This is a genomic window from Streptomyces sp. SYSU D01066-1, from assembly GCF_054956795.1.
The window spans coordinates 17593-34302 of the sequence record NZ_JBUDHV010000056.1 but is presented as its reverse complement, the minus strand read 5'-3'; the positions used below and the strand labels follow the sequence as shown (position 1 = coordinate 34302).

The following is a 16710-nucleotide window of genomic DNA, read 5'->3' as shown; positions in this document are numbered from 1 at the left end:
CGGACCCGGCACCGCCTATGGCGAAGACCATGGCCACGACCGAGACCACGACCACGACCGTGATCAGGCGCCCGGTGGCCCCCCCCCCCCCAACCCCCCCCCCCCCCCCCCCCCCCCCGGGGGGGCAACCCCACACCCCTCCCCCCCCCCCCCCCCCCCCCCCCCCCCCCCCCCCCCCCCCCCCCCCCCCCCCCCCCCCCCCCCCCCCCCCCCCCGCGCCCCCCCCCCCCCCCCCCCCCCCCCCCCCCCCCCCCCGCCCCCGACCCCGAACCGCACCCTGGGCGCTACGCGCACCCCCACCGAACCCGCGCAGGCGCCGCAGGCGTACACGCACCGCATCCCGCGCAGGCGCCGCAGGCACGCACGCACCGAACCCGCGCAGGCGCCGCAGGCACCCCGCACCCCCACCCGCCCGAGCGGAACCGATACGCCACACCCGCCACCCTCTGCCGAGTTTGTCTGATTAGCGCGTATCGTCGCCCCATGCCCACGCCCTACGGATCCCGCGGCGGCCTGGCGTTCGGTGTCGAGGAGCTGTGTGTGCTCCGCCGCGCCCTCGCCCTTGCCCTCAGCCCCAGCCCCGACTCGACCGAGGATGTCCAGGACTGCCTCCGGCTGGCCGAGTCGCTCGACGAGGCGACGCGGGAGAGCGCCCGGCTGCGCGCCTTCCTCCTGGCCGACCTCGCCCGCTACCGCGCCGCCCTCCCCGGCACCGCCGCCGGCTACCTGGCGCTCCTGGGCGAGGTGCTGAACGCGGGCCACCGCCCGACCCGGGACGATCTCACCGCGCTCGGCGCCCTCCGCGGCAACCCCGCCGCCGCCACCCTCCTCCGGCGCTGCCAGGCACTCACCCCCACGGTCCCCGCCGCCCGCACCCCCCTCCTCGCCCTCCCCGGCGGCGGCCCCGCCTCCCACCCCCACCCCCACCCCTACCCCGACCGCGACTCCGGACAGGAGCCCGGCACCCCCCGGCCCGGCCGGCCCGCCCGGCCCGCCGCCCCCAAGCGACCCGTCCCCACCCCGGGCGAGGTCTTCCCCCGCCGCAAGCCCGCCCCGGTTCCCGACGCCCCCGGACGGCACCTCGCGGCGGGCTGACCCGGCCCGGTGGCTACTCTGGGGGCATGGACTACGTCTCCGCGCTCCTGCCCCCGGTCGTCATGGCCGTGCTCTTCGCCGCAGTGATCAGGGTGATCGTGAAGACCCAGGGCGGCGCCAACAAGGCCAAGGAGGACGCGGCCGTCGACGCCGCCATCGCGCAGGCGGAGGGCACCCGCCGGCCGGCCGCCCCGCACACCGAGGCCTGAACCCTTCATCCCATTTGCCGGTGAACCGCACGTCCAGCACGCTCCGGGCGGAATCTCCCACTAGTGTGCTGAACGTGCCTCGCCCATTGGGAGAACTCGAAGACGCGGTCATGACCAGGGTGTGGAAGTGGAACCGCCCGGTGACCGTACGAGAAGTCCTTGAAGATCTCCAGCAGGAACGGTCGATCGCCTACACCACGGTGATGACCGTTTTGGACAATCTCCATCAGAAGGGCTGGGTCCGCCGCGAGGCCGAAGGCCGGGCCTATCGATATGAGGCGGTCTCCACCCGCGCCGCCTACGCCGCCGCGCTGATGAACGACGCGTGGTCCCAGAGCGACAACCCGGCCGCCGCTCTCGTCGCCTTCTTCGGCATGATGAGCGAGGAACAGCGGCAGGCCCTGAGAGACGCCGTCCGCATCACCCAGGGTCCCGAAACACCCGAGCCCCGGAACCACCCGCGGAGCCCTCACCGGAACCCGCCCGGGAACCCTCCCCAGAACCCCGGTTCCGCACCCGGCCCCGGTGAGCGATAGCGTCCGCTCATGTCAGCAGTGAGCCCCGAAGTCACCGCAAAAGCCATCACCGTACGCCGGGCCCGTACCAGCGATGTCCCCTCCGTCCGCCGACTCCTCGACGCGTACGTACGCGGCCGCATCCTGCTCGACAAAGCGACGGTCACGCTTTACGAGGACATCCAGGAGTTCTGGGTCGCGGAGCGGGACGACAACGCCGAGGTGGTCGGCTGCGGAGCCCTGCACGTGATGTGGGAAGACCTCGCGGAAGTGCGGACTCTCGCGGTCAAGCCGGGCCTGAAGGGCGCGGGTGTCGGTCATCGGTTGCTGGAGAAGTTGCTGGAGACCGCGCGCTGGCTCGGCGTTCGCCGGGTTTTCTGTCTGACCTTCGAAGTCGACTTCTTCGGCAAGCACGGCTTCGTGGAGATCGGCGAGACGCCGGTCGACACCGATGTCTATGCGGAGCTGCTCCGTTCCTATGACGAGGGTGTCGCGGAGTTCCTGGGCCTCGAACGGGTGAAACCGAACACCTTGGGCAACAGCCGGATGCTTCTGCATCTGTGATCGTCGCGGCCGGGTCCGCCGGATCTCCCGGTTCTGCCGCACCGGATCCGCACGCGTCCGCCAGGTTTATTCCCCCGGGCGCCCCCTCGCGGGTGCCCTTTGTCCGAAACGCGCATCTTCCGTCCCCGGCGGGGAGCCCTGCTCTCCGCCGGGGGTTTGTGTTTTTCCGGCAAAAGCGGTTTGCTTTCCGACGTACTGCAGTACTGCATATAACAAGGGGCGGCGATACGGCTGACGCCGGCGGACCCCGGCCCTCAAGTTATCGATGAAAGGAAATCCGGTGGCACAGAAGGTTCAGGTCCTTCTTGTCGATGACCTCGACGGCGGCGAGGCGGACGAGACCGTGACGTTCGCGCTGGACGGCAAGACGTACGAGATCGATCTCACCACTGCCAATGCGGACAAGCTCCGTGACCTTCTCGACCCTTACGTCAAGGGCGGCCGGCGCACCGGAGGCCGCGCTTCCGGCGGACGCGGCAAGGCGCGCGCTTCTTCCGGCGGCAGCCAGGACACCGCGGCGATCCGCGCCTGGGCCAAGGAGAACGGTTACGAGGTCAACGACCGCGGCCGTGTTCCGGCGACCATCCGCGAGGCCTACGAGAAGGCCAACGGCTGATCACCGGTTCCGCCGCCCGCGTCGCCGCCGGACACCCGGCGACGGAAGCGGGGCCGGCTCACCGGAACCCCTGCGAGCGCGGCGGGCCCGCGCCCCGCAGCCGGACGCGATGGCAGTGGGTGGCCACCGTGTCGACCAGCCGTACGAGATCGGGTGCGCGACCGGGGGCGCCCCCGGCGTCCCCCGGAGCCCCCGCGGCCGACAGCGCCGGCAGCGAGGCCTCGACCCCACTCCCCGGCACGGGGGGCCGCAACCACACAGCGGCCCCCTGCCGACCATCCCAGGGCACCGCCCCCGCCGCGGAACCTCCCGCCCCGCAGGGCACCGCCCCCACCGCGTGATTCCCCGCCCCGCAGGGCACCGCCCCCACCGCGTGATTCCCCGCCCCCCAAGGCGCCGCCCCCTCCACGAGCCCCTCCACGAGACAGCCGGCCGCACAGGGCGCCGGGGAGGCCGAGGGCGCCGGGGAGGCCGAGGGCGCCGGGGAGGCCGAGGGCACCACCCCCGTCGCGAGGCCCCCCGCCCCGCACGGCGGCGGAGGCGCCTCCATGAGGCCGCCCTCCCCGCTCGCCGACAGGTCCAGCGGCAGCGAACCCCACTCCAGCCACCGCAGCAGCCCCGGCAGCTCCTCCGCGCTGCCCGCGGCCACCAGCAGCAGCATCCGGTCGCCCCGCAGCGCCACCGGGGCGTGCGCGCCGAGCCGCCGCAGGGACGCGTGCCCGGCCTCGGCCGGGACGTCCAGGACGTCGAAGCGGACGCCGGTGCGCAGCCGTAGCGGAAGGCCCGGCGCCGTCTCCCAGCCCAGCCCGCGCTCGTACCACCACCGCACCCGCTCCCACGGCACGGCGGAGGACCCGGGGGCGGCGGGAGCGCCCGGGGGGACCGCCGGTGTGACGCCGACCATGCCAACAGCAACCGCCCCGGGGACGTACGGGTTACGTTGGGTAGCAGTCCGTGCGCGAAAAGTGCCGGACGGGAGGGCGTGTGGGGGTGCGGCGAGGTGCAAGGTTGTTCGCCCGTAGCGGAGGGAAACGGTGTGCGCGGCATGGACTGTCAGTCCGGGCGGGTAAGACATGCCTAGTGGGAGGGGGCGACACGCAGGAAAGGCCGTCTCGCGTTCGCCATCGGCGTACTGGCGACTGGGGTAAGTACCTGGCCTGCGGGAACATCGTCTCGCACCATCGGGTTGGAGCAGATGTCGGCGTTGCGGGTCCGGAGGCCATCGACGGTGTCGGCAGTTGGAATGAGCGGTCCCCGCTCGCGGGACTAAGCTGCGGAAGGACAGGGAGGGGAAGTTCCCCTTACTGCCTGACCGCTCTGAGGAGCGATTAACGATGTTCGAGAGGTTCACCGACCGCGCGCGGCGGGTTGTCGTCCTGGCTCAGGAAGAAGCCCGGATGCTCAACCACAACTACATCGGCACCGAGCACATCCTCCTGGGCCTGATCCACGAGGGTGAGGGTGTCGCCGCCAAGGCCCTTGAGAGCCTCGGGATTTCGCTCGAGGCGGTCCGCCAGCAGGTGGAGGAGATCATCGGCCAGGGCCAGCAGGCCCCGTCGGGTCACATCCCCTTCACCCCCCGTGCCAAGAAGGTCCTGGAGCTGTCGCTCCGCGAGGCCCTCCAGCTGGGCCACAACTACATCGGCACGGAGCACATCCTGCTCGGCCTGATCCGTGAGGGCGAGGGCGTCGCCGCCCAGGTCCTGGTCAAGCTGGGCGCAGACCTCAACCGGGTGCGGCAGCAGGTGATCCAGCTGCTCTCCGGTTACCAGGGCAAGGAGACCGCCACCGCCGGCGGCCCTGCCGAGGGCACCCCCTCGACGTCCCTGGTCCTCGACCAGTTCGGCCGGAACCTCACCCAGGCCGCCCGTGAGTCCAAGCTCGACCCGGTCATCGGGCGCGAGAAGGAGATCGAGCGGGTCATGCAGGTGCTGTCCCGCCGTACGAAGAACAACCCGGTGCTGATCGGTGAGCCCGGCGTCGGCAAGACCGCCGTCGTCGAGGGCCTCGCGCAGGCCATCGTCAAGGGCGAGGTGCCCGAGACCCTCAAGGACAAGCACCTCTACACCCTGGACCTCGGCGCGCTGGTGGCCGGCTCCCGCTACCGCGGTGACTTCGAGGAGCGCCTGAAGAAGGTGCTCAAGGAGATCCGCACCCGCGGCGACATCATCCTGTTCATCGACGAGCTGCACACGCTGGTCGGCGCGGGTGCCGCCGAGGGCGCCATCGACGCCGCTTCGATCCTGAAGCCGATGCTGGCCCGCGGCGAGCTGCAGACCATCGGCGCCACCACCCTCGACGAGTACCGCAAGCACCTGGAGAAGGACGCGGCCCTGGAGCGCCGCTTCCAGCCCATCCAGGTCGCCGAGCCCTCGCTGCCGCACACGATCGAGATCCTCAAGGGCCTGCGGGACCGCTACGAGGCCCACCACCGGGTCTCCATCACGGACGAGGCCCTCGTCCAGGCGGCCACCCTGGCCGACCGGTACATCTCGGACCGCTTCCTGCCGGACAAGGCGATCGACCTGATCGACGAGGCCGGCTCCCGGATGCGCATCCGCCGGATGACCGCGCCGCCGGACCTGCGCGAGTTCGACGAGAAGATCGCCGGCGTCCGCCGCGACAAGGAGTCCGCGATCGACTCGCAGGACTTCGAGAAGGCCGCCTCCCTGCGGGACAAGGAGAAGCAGCTCCTCGCCGCGAAGGCCAAGCGGGAGAAGGAGTGGAAGGCCGGCGACATGGACGTCGTCGCCGAGGTCGACGGCGAGCTGATCGCCGAGGTCCTCGCGACCGCCACCGGCATCCCGGTCTTCAAGCTCACCGAGGAGGAGTCCTCGCGGCTCCTGCGCATGGAGGACGAGCTCCACAAGCGGGTCATCGGCCAGAAGGACGCCGTCAAGGCGCTCTCGAAGGCGATCCGCCGCACGCGCGCCGGTCTGAAGGATCCCAAGCGTCCGGGTGGCTCGTTCATCTTCGCCGGCCCGTCCGGTGTCGGTAAGACGGAGCTGTCCAAGGCGCTCGCCGAGTTCCTCTTCGGGGACGAGGACGCGCTGATCTCCCTCGACATGTCGGAGTTCAGCGAGAAGCACACGGTGTCGCGTCTGTTCGGTTCGCCCCCCGGCTACGTGGGCTACGAAGAGGGCGGCCAGCTGACCGAGAAGGTCCGCCGCAAGCCGTTCTCCGTCGTCCTCTTCGACGAGGTGGAGAAGGCCCACCCGGACATCTTCAACTCGCTGCTGCAGATCCTGGAGGACGGTCGCCTGACCGACTCCCAGGGCCGGGTCGTGGACTTCAAGAACACGGTCATCATCATGACGACCAACCTCGGCACCCGGGACATCTCCAAGGGCTTCAACCTCGGCTTCGCCGCCGCGGGTGACACGAAGACCAACTACGAGCGCATGAAGAACAAGGTCTCGGACGAGCTGAAGCAGCACTTCCGGCCCGAGTTCCTCAACCGCGTCGACGACGTGGTCGTCTTCCCGCAGCTGACCCAGGAGGACATCCTCGCGATCGTCGACCTGATGATCGGCAAGGTGGACGAGCGCCTCAAGGACCGGGACATGGGCATCGAGCTGTCCCAGTCCGCCAAGGAGCTGCTGTCCAAGAAGGGCTACGACCCGGTGCTGGGCGCGCGTCCGCTGCGTCGCACGATCCAGCGCGAGGTCGAGGACACGCTGTCGGAGAAGATCCTCTTCGGCGAGCTGCGCCCCGGCCACATCGTGGTCGTGGACACCGAGGGCGAGGGCGACGCCAAGACCTTCACCTTCCGGGGTGAGGAGAAGTCGGCGCTCCCCGACGTCCCGCCGATCGAGCAGGCGGCCGGCGGCGCCGGACCGAACCTGAGCAAGGAGGCGTGAGCCTCACGCGGTGAAGGAGGCGTGAGCCTCACGCGGTGGAAGAAGGGCCGGTGCGCGCGCACCGGCCCTTCTTCCGTCCTACGCGCTGCCCGCCTCCCTCGCGTTCCAGACACTGACCCGCAGCCGCGGGCGGCGTAGGCGCAGCCGGGTCAGGGCCGGGCCGTCGGCGGACAGTTCGTGCGCGTGGGCCGCCACCAGGGTGAGGCGCTTCAGCCCGGGGAAGACCTCCGCCAGCAGCTCCATGCCGTCCGTGTCGGCCACCTGCCGCAGCCGCAGCGACGTCACGTGGGGGAAGGGTCCGTGCTGCCTCAGTTCGGACAAGGGCGGCGCGGTCGTGTCGACCTCGGTGATCCGCCGACGGCCACGGACGAAACCCCAGAACTCCGCGGTGTTCAGCGGCAGGGGCAGCGTGAGCGAGGTCAGTGCTTCCCAGGCGTCGATGCCCCCGATGTCGACCAGCCGCCGGGCCGGCAGCGCGAGCCGGGTGACCGTGCGGTGCACCGGGATCTCGCTCACCCGGGTGAGCCGTGACGTGTCCAGGGTCAGCGAGGTCAGGGCGGGCACGCTCGCCAGCTGCCGCAGCGCGTCGGGTTCCAGCGGCACCCGCAGGGTCAGCGAGGCCAGCAGGGGCAGTCCGGACACCGCGGAGATGTCCCGCAGCGCCGAGGCGTCCGCGGTGACCTCCAGGGATTCCAGCGACCGGCCGTGGACGCGGAGGAAGCCGAGGTCCTCCAGGGCGGGCAGCCGGGACAGCCGCAGCGCGCGCAGCCCGGGCAGCCGGGCCGCGGCCAGCTCGGCCGAGGTGAAGGGTCCGCTGAGCACCAGTCGTCTGCCGACCGGCAGCCGGTGCAGCAGCTCCAGCTGCTCCCGGGTGTTCACGGGCGCCGACAGCTCGGGCGACATCAGGCTCAGTACGGCGCGGGCGTACTCCTCGGCGGGGAAGTTGTCCCAGGAGTGCAGCAGCCGTACCGGCACCGAGCTGGACAGGCCGGGGGTGGTGATGAGCCGGCGGGCGTACGGGATGGCCTCCGCACCGCCGATCCTGCCGACGAGGTCGGCCATCGTCCGGCTCCGCGCCGCTCCCAGTGTCTGCGGCTCCGGCAGGAAGGGGAGCACGTACGGCCCGAGCCGGGCCGCCTGGGCCACGTCGGCGGGGGTGAGGGCGGCCATGAGGGCGCGGACGCGTTCGCGTATCCGTTCCTGGAGCGAGCTGTCCAGCCAGGCCGCGTGCTGGGCGCACAGGGCGGTCAGCACGGTCAGCTGGGTGCGCAGCGCGGCCGGGGTGCCCGGGGCGTCGGAGCGCGCCAGCAGTCCCGTCAGCAGTTCGCCGATCTCCCGGCGGCAGTGGCCGGCGGCCAGCAGGACGACGTCCTGCCACAGCGCGTCGTCGGCGTTGCGGACGAGTTCGCGCAGGGAGTTGCTCTCCACGAGCTCCTTCGCGGCCAGGAAGTCCTGGAAGGTGCGGTGGATGAACCGGTAGGACCCGTCGCCGCGTTCCCGCAGCAGGCCGGAGCGGTTGATCAGGTGGGTGAGGACGGACTCCGCACTGCCCTGGGCGCGGACCCGTTCCATCCCGGCGAGGGCCGCCGTCAGCTGGGGCCGGGCCTCCTCGCGGGTGAACTCCGACTGACCGCAGCGCAGCAGCCACACCGCGATGCGCTGGAGGATCTGGTGGTGCTCCTCGACGGTCATGGTGACGCCGTCGGGGGCGTCGACCCGGCGGCGGGTGTCGCGGTGGCCCAGGAGCATCTCCAGGGCCGACCGGTAGAGCTTGAACCGGGTCTCGGGCAGGAAGCCCTGGTGTCTGCGGTGCAGCGCGCAGATCACCGCGCACAGCAGCGGGGTGCGGGCCAGGTCCCGCAGGGCGGGGCTGTGCCGGAACTGCCGCGACAGGTCCCGTTCCAGCTCCGTGAGCAGGGCGTGGTCGTCGTCCTCCAGCCGGGCCGCGCGGTGCCAGAGGGCGACGAACGTCTGGATGTCCTCGTCCCGCATCGGCAGCAGCCGCAGTTCCTCGAACCGGGCCTGGGCCAGCCAGTCGGGTTCCACGGCGAGCGGCCGTACCGTCACGACGCAGGACGTGCGGGGGTAGCGGGCCAGCAGCGCCGACAGCCAGCGGTGGGCCTCCTCGCGGTCGGCCGCCGGTACCTCGTCGAGCCCGTCCACCAGCAGCAGCGCCCGCCCGGCCTCCAGGACCCGGCCGGCCCAGCCGGCGGGCGGCTCGTCGACCACGGTGCGGGCGGCGCGCGGCAGCCCGCCGGGGGAGGGGAAGGCGCCGCCCTGGGAGCGCAGGGTGCGCAGCGGGACGATGAACGGGACCAGGCCGTTGAGCCCGGCCAGGGCGGGGCCGAAGGTGCCCGCCGCGGCGTGTGCCGCCAGCCACCACACCAGCGTGGTCTTGCCGGCGCCCGCGTCGCCGCGCAGCAGCACCCGGGGCCGGCCGGCCAGTAGGGCGTCGATGCGCTGCGGGAGGCGGGCGGCCACCGAGAAGGGCTGCCGTGTGGTGGTGGTGTCCAGGTTCCGCGCGGTGGCTTCGGGGGCGCGGGCCGCTGCCTCCAGGCTCAGGTAGGCGGTGTCGAGGTCCCACTCCGCCTCCCGGCGGCCCAGGTCGTCCAGGCCGAAGATCCGCATCTTGCGGAACGCGCTGCTCACGGCCCGCGCGTAGTCGCGCTCGTAGACGCCGTCGACCGGGTGGTGCCGGGTGATCGGCTCGGTCTCCGGGAGGTCGTACGGCAGCGCGGTCAGGTCGCTGATGAGGACGCCCTCGGCGCGCAGGTGGCCGCGGCCGCGGGGGACGGACGTCACGATGCCGAGGAGCACGTCGCCGGCGAAGACGGGGGCGCCGGACAGGCCGGCCAGCGGGCTCGGAGCGTTCGGCGGGCCCTCGGCGGCGGGGGCCCGGTCGAAGGAGAACGTCAGCACGGAGCGCGGGGAGGCGGCGGCGGGCAGCACCCGGCCGGTGAACTGGTCGGTGGCCAGACGGTTCCCGGTGTGCCGCTGGATGTCCGGGTAGCCGATGATCTCGCAGTCCGGCAGGGCCTGCTGGGTCGCCGGGTGGCCGATCCGCACATGGGCGGAGCAGGGGAGTTCCTCGCTGGTCAGGAGCAGCGCGGTGTCCTGGGCGGGGTCGGACCAGACGACCTCGGCGGGGATCCGGCCGGCGTGTGCGGGGTGGGCGACGTGCGGTGCGCTCCCCGTGCCGGCGACGTGGGCGCAGGTGAGGACGAGCCGCCCGTTGAGCGCGACGCCGGTGCCCTGCCGGTTCCCGAGCACGACGACGGTACGGCGTGCCGGGGTGTCGGCGGGCGTCACGGCGCGGGGCGAGAGGGCCCGGGCACCCGGGCGGAGGGGTCCCCGAAGCCCGCCGTGCTGCCGGGGTCGTCGTGGCCGACCAGCCAGGGGGCGCGGGTGCGGGTGTCGCGCGGGGTGAGGGTGAGGCACACACGGTGGGTGAGGCCGGTGGCGCGGGCGGTGTCGGCGCCGGCTTCGACCACCCAGGCCCTGACCTTGCCGCCGCCCTTGTTCTCCCGGCGCAGCTCCAGGGTGAACTCCATCTCCACCGGGCCCACCTCGAAGGAGACCGGCGCTCCGGTGGCCCGGGCCGCCGCCTCGACGAGCTGGTCGCGGACCGTGGCGATGGCGTCGGCGAGATCGACGCCGGCGGTGTCGGCGATACCGGTGCCGGCGGTGTCGGCCGTATCCATGCACTACCCCCCGTGGCAGCCCCGTCACGTTCACAGCTACCGCAAGGTTACGCCTGCCCCGCGTAGCCCGGGTCACATTCCGCCGGTCACCGATCACGGCCTCCGGTGACGTGCCGCACAGACGATCCGGACCGTACTACCGGGAATAGTGGAAAGGGCGAGAGCTAATAAAACAGACATACCCCTGCATGGGCGAGCTGTTCTCCCGGCTTCTTGACCTGCTATGTCCTGAATGCATGAGAAGTCAAGAGGTGAGAAGTTTCCGGCTCAATTACTAGATACGGTCGTAGGTCACACCTTTGTGCGGGTACGGCCGGGTGGGTTACCAAGGTGGAGCCCGCCCGGCGAGCGACCGTTCGCCGGATGGGCGTTCCCCTGATCCCCTCCCCATGAGGTTCGTATGTCTCCGCGCGTCACGTCCCGTTCTTCCCGTACGACCGCCATCCGCACCCGCGCCGCAGTCCTGGCCGCCGGCCTGGGGGCCTCGGTCGCGCTGGGAGCCGGGGTCGCGGCGGCCGCCGGCGCCACGGCGGCCTCCAGCACCGCCGGTGCCGTCGAGGCGCAGGCCGCGGCCCAGGCCAAGGCCGCGCAAGCCGCCGCCGGAAAGGCCGGGACCGAGCAGGCCGCCGCCAAGAAGGCCGCCTCCTGGGTCGACCCGGTCAAGAACTACACGCTCAGCGCCAAGTTCAACCAGGCCGGCGGCATGTGGGCGGCCAAGCACAGCGGCCAGGACTTCGCCGTGCCCACCGGCACCAACGTGATGGCCGCGCACGGCGGCACCGTCGTCAAGGCCGGCGGCAACGGCGCCGGTGACGGCCCCGCCTACGGCAACGCCATCGTCATCAAGCACGGCAACGGCACGTACTCCCAGTACGCCCACCTGTCGCGGATCGACGTGAGGATCGGCCAGGTCGTCGCGACCGGTCAGCACATCGCCGCCTCCGGCTCCACCGGCAACTCCAGCGGCCCGCACCTGCACTTCGAGATCCGTACGACCCCGAACTACGGCTCGGCCGTCGACCCGGTGGCCTTCCTGCGCTCGCACGGCGTGACCGTCTGACGGGTGTCAGGGCGGGCGTGACCCGACAAGAGCCTCAGTCGCCCTGATGGGCCTGGGTTATCAGATCGATGGCGACCTCGAGAGCGGCCTTGCGCTTGGCCTCGGGGTCGCCTTCGAGGTCGTGCAGGACGAACATCCCCGCGTGCAGCGTGAACAGCGCGCTGACGCAGCGCACCTGGTCGGTCATGTCCGCCTCGGGGTCGACCAGGATGTCCTTGAGGCTCAGCGTGCGGCTCTTGAGCATCTCGCCGATGCGCAGTTCCCGTATCGTCGCCTGGTTCTCCTGCATGAAGCGGAACAGCGGGGCGGCGCCCGACAGGGCCGCGCTGTACCGGCGCACTATCTCCCGCTTCGTCTCCAGGGAACGGGGCTGGCCCAGCCCCCACTCGATCAGCTCCTCCATGGGCTGCGTGAGGTCCTCGAAGATGCTGACCAGGATCTCTTCCTTGGTCTTGAAGTGGTAGTAGAGGGCCGCCTTCGTGACCTCCAGGCGCTCGGCTATCTCGCGCAGGGAGGTCTTCTCGTACCCCTGCTCGGCGAAGAGTTCGAGCGCCACGTCCTGGATGCGCTGGCGGGTGTCCCCGCGGCGTCGGTGCTGCTTGGTGCCGTCCATCGTGTCGCCCATCCTCCTACGTCGCCTCCGCCCAGCGCACATCGCACGGAACTTACTTGACGACCGGCTAGTTGCGCGGCTACCTTCCGAGTGTAGTCACTAGCCGGGCGGCAAGTAAGTCCCCGGAGGCTGGGGGAGACGGAGTGATGGCACAGACAGCGACGGCCGGGGCGACCGGCGGGAAGCAACCGAGGAGCGTGCGGGTCGTCCTGCTGGCGCTCATGATCGCGATGATGCTCGCGATGCTGGACAACATGATCATCGGTACCGCGATGCCGACGATCGTCGGCGAGCTGGGCGGACTCGAACACCTCTCCTGGGTGGTCACCTCCTACACCCTCGCCACCGCGGCCGCCACACCGCTGTGGGGCAAGCTCGGCGACATGTACGGCCGCAAGGGCACGTTCATGACGTCGATCGTCCTCTTCCTGATCGGCTCGGCGCTCAGCGGCATGGCCCAGGACATGGGCCAGCTCATCGGCTTCCGTGCCGTGCAGGGCCTGGGCGCCGGAGGTCTGATGGTCGGCGTCATGGCCATCATCGGCGACCTGATACCGCCCCGGGAGCGCGGCAAGTACCAGGGCATGATGGCCGGCGTCATGGCGCTGGCGATGATCGGCGGACCGCTGGTCGGCGGCACCATCACCGACCACTGGGGCTGGCGCTGGTCCTTCTACATCAACCTGCCGCTCGGCGCCGTCGCGCTGGTGCTGATCAGCGTCGTCCTGCACCTGCCGAAGAAGCGGTCCGAGGCGCGCGTCGACTACCTCGGCGCCGCGCTGCTGACCATCGGCATCACCGCGATCGTCCTGGTCACCACCTGGGGCGGCACGGAGTACGCGTGGACCTCCGCGCGGATCATGGAGCTGATCGGCATCGGGGTCGCCGCGCTGGTCGGGTTCGTGTTCTGGCAGACCAGGGCCGCCGAGCCGATCATGCCGCTGCACATCTTCCGCAGCCGCAACTTCACGCTGATGTCCGTGATCGGCTTCATCACCGGCTTCGTGATGTTCGGCGCCACGTTGTTCCTGCCGCTGTACCAGCAGTCCGTACAGGGCGCGTCCGCGACCAACTCCGGGCTGCTGCTCCTGCCGATGCTGGGCGCGATGCTGGTCACGTCGATGGTGGCGGGCCGCGTGACCACCAACACCGGCCGGTACAAGATCTTCCCGATGGTCGGCGGCGCGCTGATGGCGGTCGGGCTGTTCCTGCTGTCGCTGATGGACACGGAGACCTCGCGGCTCACCTCCGGGGTGTACATGGCCGTCGTCGGTCTCGGCATGGGCTGCCTGATGCAGATCACCATGCTGGTCGCGCAGAACAGCGTGGAGATGAGGGACATGGGCGTGGCCTCCTCGTCCACCACTCTCTTCCGCACCCTCGGCTCCTCCTTCGGTGTCGCGATCATGGGCGCGCTCTTCAACCACCGCGTCCAGGACGTGATGGCCGAGCGGGCCGGGGACCTGGGCTCGAAGGTGACCGAGCGGTCCGCCCAGCTCGACGCGGCGAGCCTGGCCAAGCTGCCGGAGCTGGCCCGGGAGGCGTACCAGCACGCCGTGTCGGCGGGCACCCACGGGGCGTTCGCGCTCGGCTCCGGGGTGGCGCTGCTCGCGCTGATCGCGGCGGTGTTCGTCAAGGAGGTCCCCCTGAAGGGGACGGGCCCGAAGACGGACCGGGAACCCGGGGCCGGTCCGGGCGGGGACGCGGCGCCGAGGACACCGGCGGCGGAGGCGGTCTGACCGCGGTCAGCACCTGTCCGGCCGCCGACCGATCGGCGCGCGCGTCGACGGGGCGTGTCCCCCGGGCCGTTCCAGGGCCCGGGGGACACGCCCACCGGCGGGCCGGCAGGGTTGCGCCGGGGCTGGTTTTCGCCGGTCGGGTTCGGCTGGGGCCGGCTTTTGTCGGTCGGCTCTCGTCGGAGTCGGCTTCCGTCAGGGCTGGTGCTCGTCGGTCGGGTTCCGCTGGGCGGCCTCCACCGGCGGGCTCCCGTCCGTTCCGTCCGTAGGCTTCCGGCCGCCGGGCCCTGCCGGTCGGCTACCGTCGGCCGGCCCCCGCCGGTCGGCTTCCGTTCGTTCTCCTCCGCCCGTCACCCCCACCGGTCGCCTGGTCCGGCAGCATCGGATAGCTGCCGGTGTTCGTCGGCGCGTGTTCCGGGAGCCACAGCACGGCGACGGCTCCCTCGGCGGGCGCGTCCTCGGACGCGCCGGGGGGCCGCACGTTGCGGAAGGTCAGCCGCGCGCCCATGACCCGCGCCTGCCCGGCAGCGATGGTCAGCCCCAGCCCGTGGCCCCGCCCGGCCCGGTCCGCGCTGCCGGTGCGGAAGCGGCTGGGGCCCTCGGCGAGCAGCGCCTCGGGGAAGCCGGGACCGTGGTCGCGCACCCGCACCACCCGCCCCTCGACGCTGACCTCGATGGGCGGCCGGCCGTGCCGGGCGGCGTTGGCCAGCAGGTTGAACAGCACCCGCTCCAGACGGCGCGGGTCGGTGGTGACCTCCGACTCGTGCAGCACCCGCACCGTGACGTCCCCGCCCTTGGCCGCCACCCGGCGGGCCACGAACTCGCCCAGCACGATGTCCTGCAACTCGGCCCGCTCCGAGGCGCTGTCCAGCCGGGCCACCTCCAGCACGTCCTCGACCAGGGTGCGCATCGCCTTGGCCCGGTCCAGCACCAGCTCGGTGGGCCGGCCCGGCGGCAGCAGCTCGGCGGCGGTCAGCAGCCCCGTCACCGGGGTGCGCAGCTCGTGCGCGATGTCCGCGGTGACCCGGCGCTCCGCCTCCAGCCGCTGCTGCAGCGTCTCCGTCATCGCGTCCACCGCCCGCGCGAGGTCGTCGGTCTCGTCCCGCACCACCCCGCCTATGGCGTCCCGCACCCGTACGTCGGTCTCGCCCGCGGCGACCTGGTTCGCGGCGGCGGCGGCCTTGCGCAGCCGGCGCGAGAGCTGCCCCCCGATGAGCACGCCGAGCGCGCTGCCGCCCAGGACGACCGTGATCGAGCCGATGACCAGCGCCTGGTCGAGGTCTTCGAGGATGTCGGAACTGCGGTCGGTGAACCCGGTGTGCAACGACATCACGTGCCCGTCCTTGAGCGGCACGGCGGCCCAGATGTCGGCGGCGCCGCCCGGCCGGTCGGAGACGAAGGTCGCCCGGCGCCCCTCCTGGGCCTTCGCGCGCAGCTCGGGGGGCAGCCCCGGGTCGTCGATCCGGGCGTTGGGGAAGTTGAGCCGTCCCGACAGCTCGTAGTTGCGCTGGGCAATCAGGACCCGTTCGTCGGCGAGGTCACGCGCGTTGTCCAGCATCGAGACCCGGGCGGCGTTGTGCACGACCAGGCTGAGCACGATCGCGACCAGCGCGCCGACCAGCGCGATGGCCGCGCTCAGCTTCCACCGCAACCCGGTACGGAGGCCGGCCCGCCGCAGCACGGCGGCCCGCCGGCCGCTACGGACACCCGCACCCCGCGGCCCGTCGGCCGACCCGCCCCCGACACGCACGTCCGCGCTCCGGTCGTCGGTGCCGCGGGTTTCCGTGCCCCGGTCCTCGGCGCCACGGGTCTCCGCGTCCCGGCCTTCGGCTCCACTCCCACTTGTGCCCCGGTCCTCGGCGCCACGGGCTTCCGCGCCCCGGTCCTCGGCGCCACGGGCTTCCGCGCCCCGGCCCTCAGCCCCACGGCCCTCCCCGCGACGGCCGCCACGGGCACCTCCCCCCCCGAGCGCCGCGCCCCGCGGGGACCGGAAGAACTGCCGCATACGCCCTCAGCCCCTCAGGCCTTGAGCTTGTAGCCGAAGCCGCGGACCGTCTCGATCCGGTCCTGGCCGATCTTCGCGCGCAACCGCTGCACATGGACGTCGACGACCCGTGTGTCCCCGCCCCACCCGTAGTCCCACACGCGTTCCAGCAGCCGGTCGCGGGAGAGCACCGTGCCCGGCGCGGTGGAGAACTCGAGCAGCAGCCGCATCTCCGTCGGCGTCAGCGCCACCGGCCGTCCCTCCCTGCGCACCTCCATGCCCTCGGTGTCCACCTCCAGCGCGCCGAAGGTCAGCACCCCGCCGGCCGGCGCGGCGCCCCGGTCGTCGTACCGGCCGCCGCCCGCGTGGCCGAAGCGGCGCAGCACCGCGCGGATCCGGGCGACCAGCACCGCCGCGTCGAACGGCTTGGTCACGTAGTCGTCGGCGCCCGCCTCCAGGCCCAGCACCACGTCGATGGCGTCGGCCCGCGCCGACAGCATGATCACCGGCACCGTGGACTCGTCCCGGATGCGGCGGCACAGGCTGACGCCGTCCAGTCCCGGGACCATGACGTCCAGCAGCGCGATGTCGGGCCGCCTCGCACGGAACGACTCCAGGCCCGACAGGCCGTCGGGCACCGCGGTGACCGCGAAGCCGTCCCGCTCCAGGGTGAGCTGGGTGGCCTCGCGGATGACGTCGTCGTCCTCGACGAACAGGACGTGGGTCTGGTCTGTCATCCGGGTGCTCTCAGTCCTCG

Annotated in this window: 14 protein-coding genes; 8 read left to right on the top strand and 6 right to left on the bottom strand. The window is 72.2% G+C overall.

The window, feature by feature from the left end:
- Positions 1-483: 483 nt before the first annotated feature.
- From ACY1JF_RS31060 to ACY1JF_RS31040, 5 genes are all read left to right on the top strand, one after another.
- On the top strand, positions 484-1095 hold the full coding sequence (locus ACY1JF_RS31060; RefSeq protein WP_462708614.1) for a hypothetical protein: 612 nt from the start codon (positions 484-486) through the stop codon (positions 1093-1095).
- 26 nt (positions 1096-1121) lie between these two features.
- On the top strand, positions 1122-1304 hold the full coding sequence (locus ACY1JF_RS31055; protein ID WP_462708613.1) for a hypothetical protein: 183 nt from the start codon (positions 1122-1124) through the stop codon (positions 1302-1304).
- A gap of 110 nt (positions 1305-1414) precedes the next feature.
- Positions 1415-1840, top strand: coding sequence for a BlaI/MecI/CopY family transcriptional regulator (locus ACY1JF_RS31050; protein WP_462708612.1), 426 nt, complete (start codon positions 1415-1417; stop codon positions 1838-1840).
- A gap of 9 nt (positions 1841-1849) precedes the next feature.
- Positions 1850-2383 (top strand): amino-acid N-acetyltransferase, encoded by a 534-nt coding sequence (locus ACY1JF_RS31045; protein ID WP_462708611.1) that lies wholly within the window; start codon positions 1850-1852, stop codon positions 2381-2383.
- 280 nt (positions 2384-2663) lie between these two features.
- A complete protein-coding gene (locus tag ACY1JF_RS31040; protein WP_462708610.1) occupies positions 2664-2999 on the top strand; it encodes a histone-like nucleoid-structuring protein Lsr2 in 336 nt (111 codons plus the stop codon).
- 58 nt (positions 3000-3057) lie between these two features.
- On the opposite strand, the gene ACY1JF_RS31035 is transcribed toward ACY1JF_RS31040, so the two are convergent.
- Positions 3058-3903, bottom strand: a complete 846-nt coding sequence (locus ACY1JF_RS31035; RefSeq protein ID WP_462708609.1) for an SCO3374 family protein — start codon at positions 3901-3903, stop codon at positions 3058-3060.
- A gap of 430 nt (positions 3904-4333) precedes the next feature.
- Between ACY1JF_RS31035 and ACY1JF_RS31030 the strand changes: the two genes are divergently transcribed.
- Positions 4334-6859, top strand: coding sequence for an ATP-dependent Clp protease ATP-binding subunit (locus ACY1JF_RS31030; RefSeq protein WP_462708608.1), 2526 nt, complete (start codon positions 4334-4336; stop codon positions 6857-6859).
- Between the two features lie 78 nt (positions 6860-6937).
- Here ACY1JF_RS31030 and ACY1JF_RS31025 read toward each other — a convergent pair whose 3' ends face one another.
- Positions 6938-10168, bottom strand: coding sequence for an NACHT domain-containing protein (locus ACY1JF_RS31025; protein ID WP_462708607.1), 3231 nt, complete (start codon positions 10166-10168; stop codon positions 6938-6940).
- Positions 10165-10560 (bottom strand): trypco2 family protein, encoded by a 396-nt coding sequence (locus ACY1JF_RS31020; RefSeq protein ID WP_462708606.1) that lies wholly within the window; start codon positions 10558-10560, stop codon positions 10165-10167. Before ACY1JF_RS31020 ends, ACY1JF_RS31025 begins: the two co-directional genes overlap by 4 nt.
- Before the next feature lie 400 nt (positions 10561-10960).
- Here ACY1JF_RS31020 and ACY1JF_RS31015 point away from each other — a divergent pair, with 400 nt between their 5' ends.
- On the top strand, positions 10961-11620 hold the full coding sequence (locus tag ACY1JF_RS31015) for a M23 family metallopeptidase (RefSeq protein WP_462708605.1): 660 nt from the start codon (positions 10961-10963) through the stop codon (positions 11618-11620).
- Positions 11621-11654: 34 nt separating this feature from the next.
- Here the strand turns inward: ACY1JF_RS31015 and ACY1JF_RS31010 are convergent, their stop codons facing one another.
- Positions 11655-12245 (bottom strand): TetR/AcrR family transcriptional regulator, encoded by a 591-nt coding sequence (locus ACY1JF_RS31010; RefSeq protein ID WP_462708604.1) that lies wholly within the window; start codon positions 12243-12245, stop codon positions 11655-11657.
- A gap of 134 nt (positions 12246-12379) precedes the next feature.
- Between ACY1JF_RS31010 and ACY1JF_RS31005 the strand changes: the two genes are divergently transcribed.
- Positions 12380-13972 carry an MDR family MFS transporter gene (locus ACY1JF_RS31005; RefSeq protein WP_462708603.1) on the top strand — a complete coding sequence of 531 codons (1593 nt, stop codon included), beginning with the start codon at positions 12380-12382 and terminating at the stop codon, positions 13970-13972.
- A gap of 295 nt (positions 13973-14267) precedes the next feature.
- Here the strand turns inward: ACY1JF_RS31005 and cseC are convergent, their stop codons facing one another.
- Both cseC and cseB read right to left on the bottom strand, forming a co-directional pair.
- Positions 14268-15650 carry a two-component system sensor histidine kinase CseC gene (gene cseC, locus ACY1JF_RS31000; RefSeq protein WP_462708615.1) on the bottom strand — a complete coding sequence of 461 codons (1383 nt, stop codon included), beginning with the start codon at positions 15648-15650 and terminating at the stop codon, positions 14268-14270.
- 338 nt (positions 15651-15988) lie between these two features.
- A complete protein-coding gene (cseB, locus tag ACY1JF_RS30995; RefSeq protein ID WP_462708602.1) occupies positions 15989-16690 on the bottom strand; it encodes a two-component system response regulator CseB in 702 nt (233 codons plus the stop codon).
- Between the last annotated feature and the right edge of the window lie 20 nt (positions 16691-16710).

Bases quoted from the DNA above. Each gene is read 5' to 3' on its own strand.
- ACY1JF_RS31060 (WP_462708614.1), top strand. From the start codon at position 484: ATGCCCACGCCCTACGGATCCCGCGGCGGCCTGGCGTTCGGTGTCGAG.
- ACY1JF_RS31055 (WP_462708613.1), top strand. From the start codon at position 1,122: ATGGACTACGTCTCCGCGCTCCTGCCCCCGGTCGTCATGGCCGTGCTC.
- ACY1JF_RS31050 (WP_462708612.1), top strand. From the start codon at position 1,415: ATGACCAGGGTGTGGAAGTGGAACCGCCCGGTGACCGTACGAGAAGTC.
- ACY1JF_RS31045 (WP_462708611.1), top strand. From the start codon at position 1,850: ATGTCAGCAGTGAGCCCCGAAGTCACCGCAAAAGCCATCACCGTACGC.
- ACY1JF_RS31035 (WP_462708609.1), bottom strand. From the start codon at position 3,903: ATGGTCGGCGTCACACCGGCGGTCCCCCCGGGCGCTCCCGCCGCCCCC.
- ACY1JF_RS31030 (WP_462708608.1), top strand. From the start codon at position 4,334: ATGTTCGAGAGGTTCACCGACCGCGCGCGGCGGGTTGTCGTCCTGGCT.
- ACY1JF_RS31020 (WP_462708606.1), bottom strand. From the start codon at position 10,560: ATGGATACGGCCGACACCGCCGGCACCGGTATCGCCGACACCGCCGGC.
- ACY1JF_RS31015 (WP_462708605.1), top strand. From the start codon at position 10,961: ATGTCTCCGCGCGTCACGTCCCGTTCTTCCCGTACGACCGCCATCCGC.
- ACY1JF_RS31010 (WP_462708604.1), bottom strand. From the start codon at position 12,245: ATGGGCGACACGATGGACGGCACCAAGCAGCACCGACGCCGCGGGGAC.
- ACY1JF_RS31005 (WP_462708603.1), top strand. From the start codon at position 12,380: ATGGCACAGACAGCGACGGCCGGGGCGACCGGCGGGAAGCAACCGAGG.
- cseB (WP_462708602.1), bottom strand. From the start codon at position 16,690: ATGACAGACCAGACCCACGTCCTGTTCGTCGAGGACGACGACGTCATC.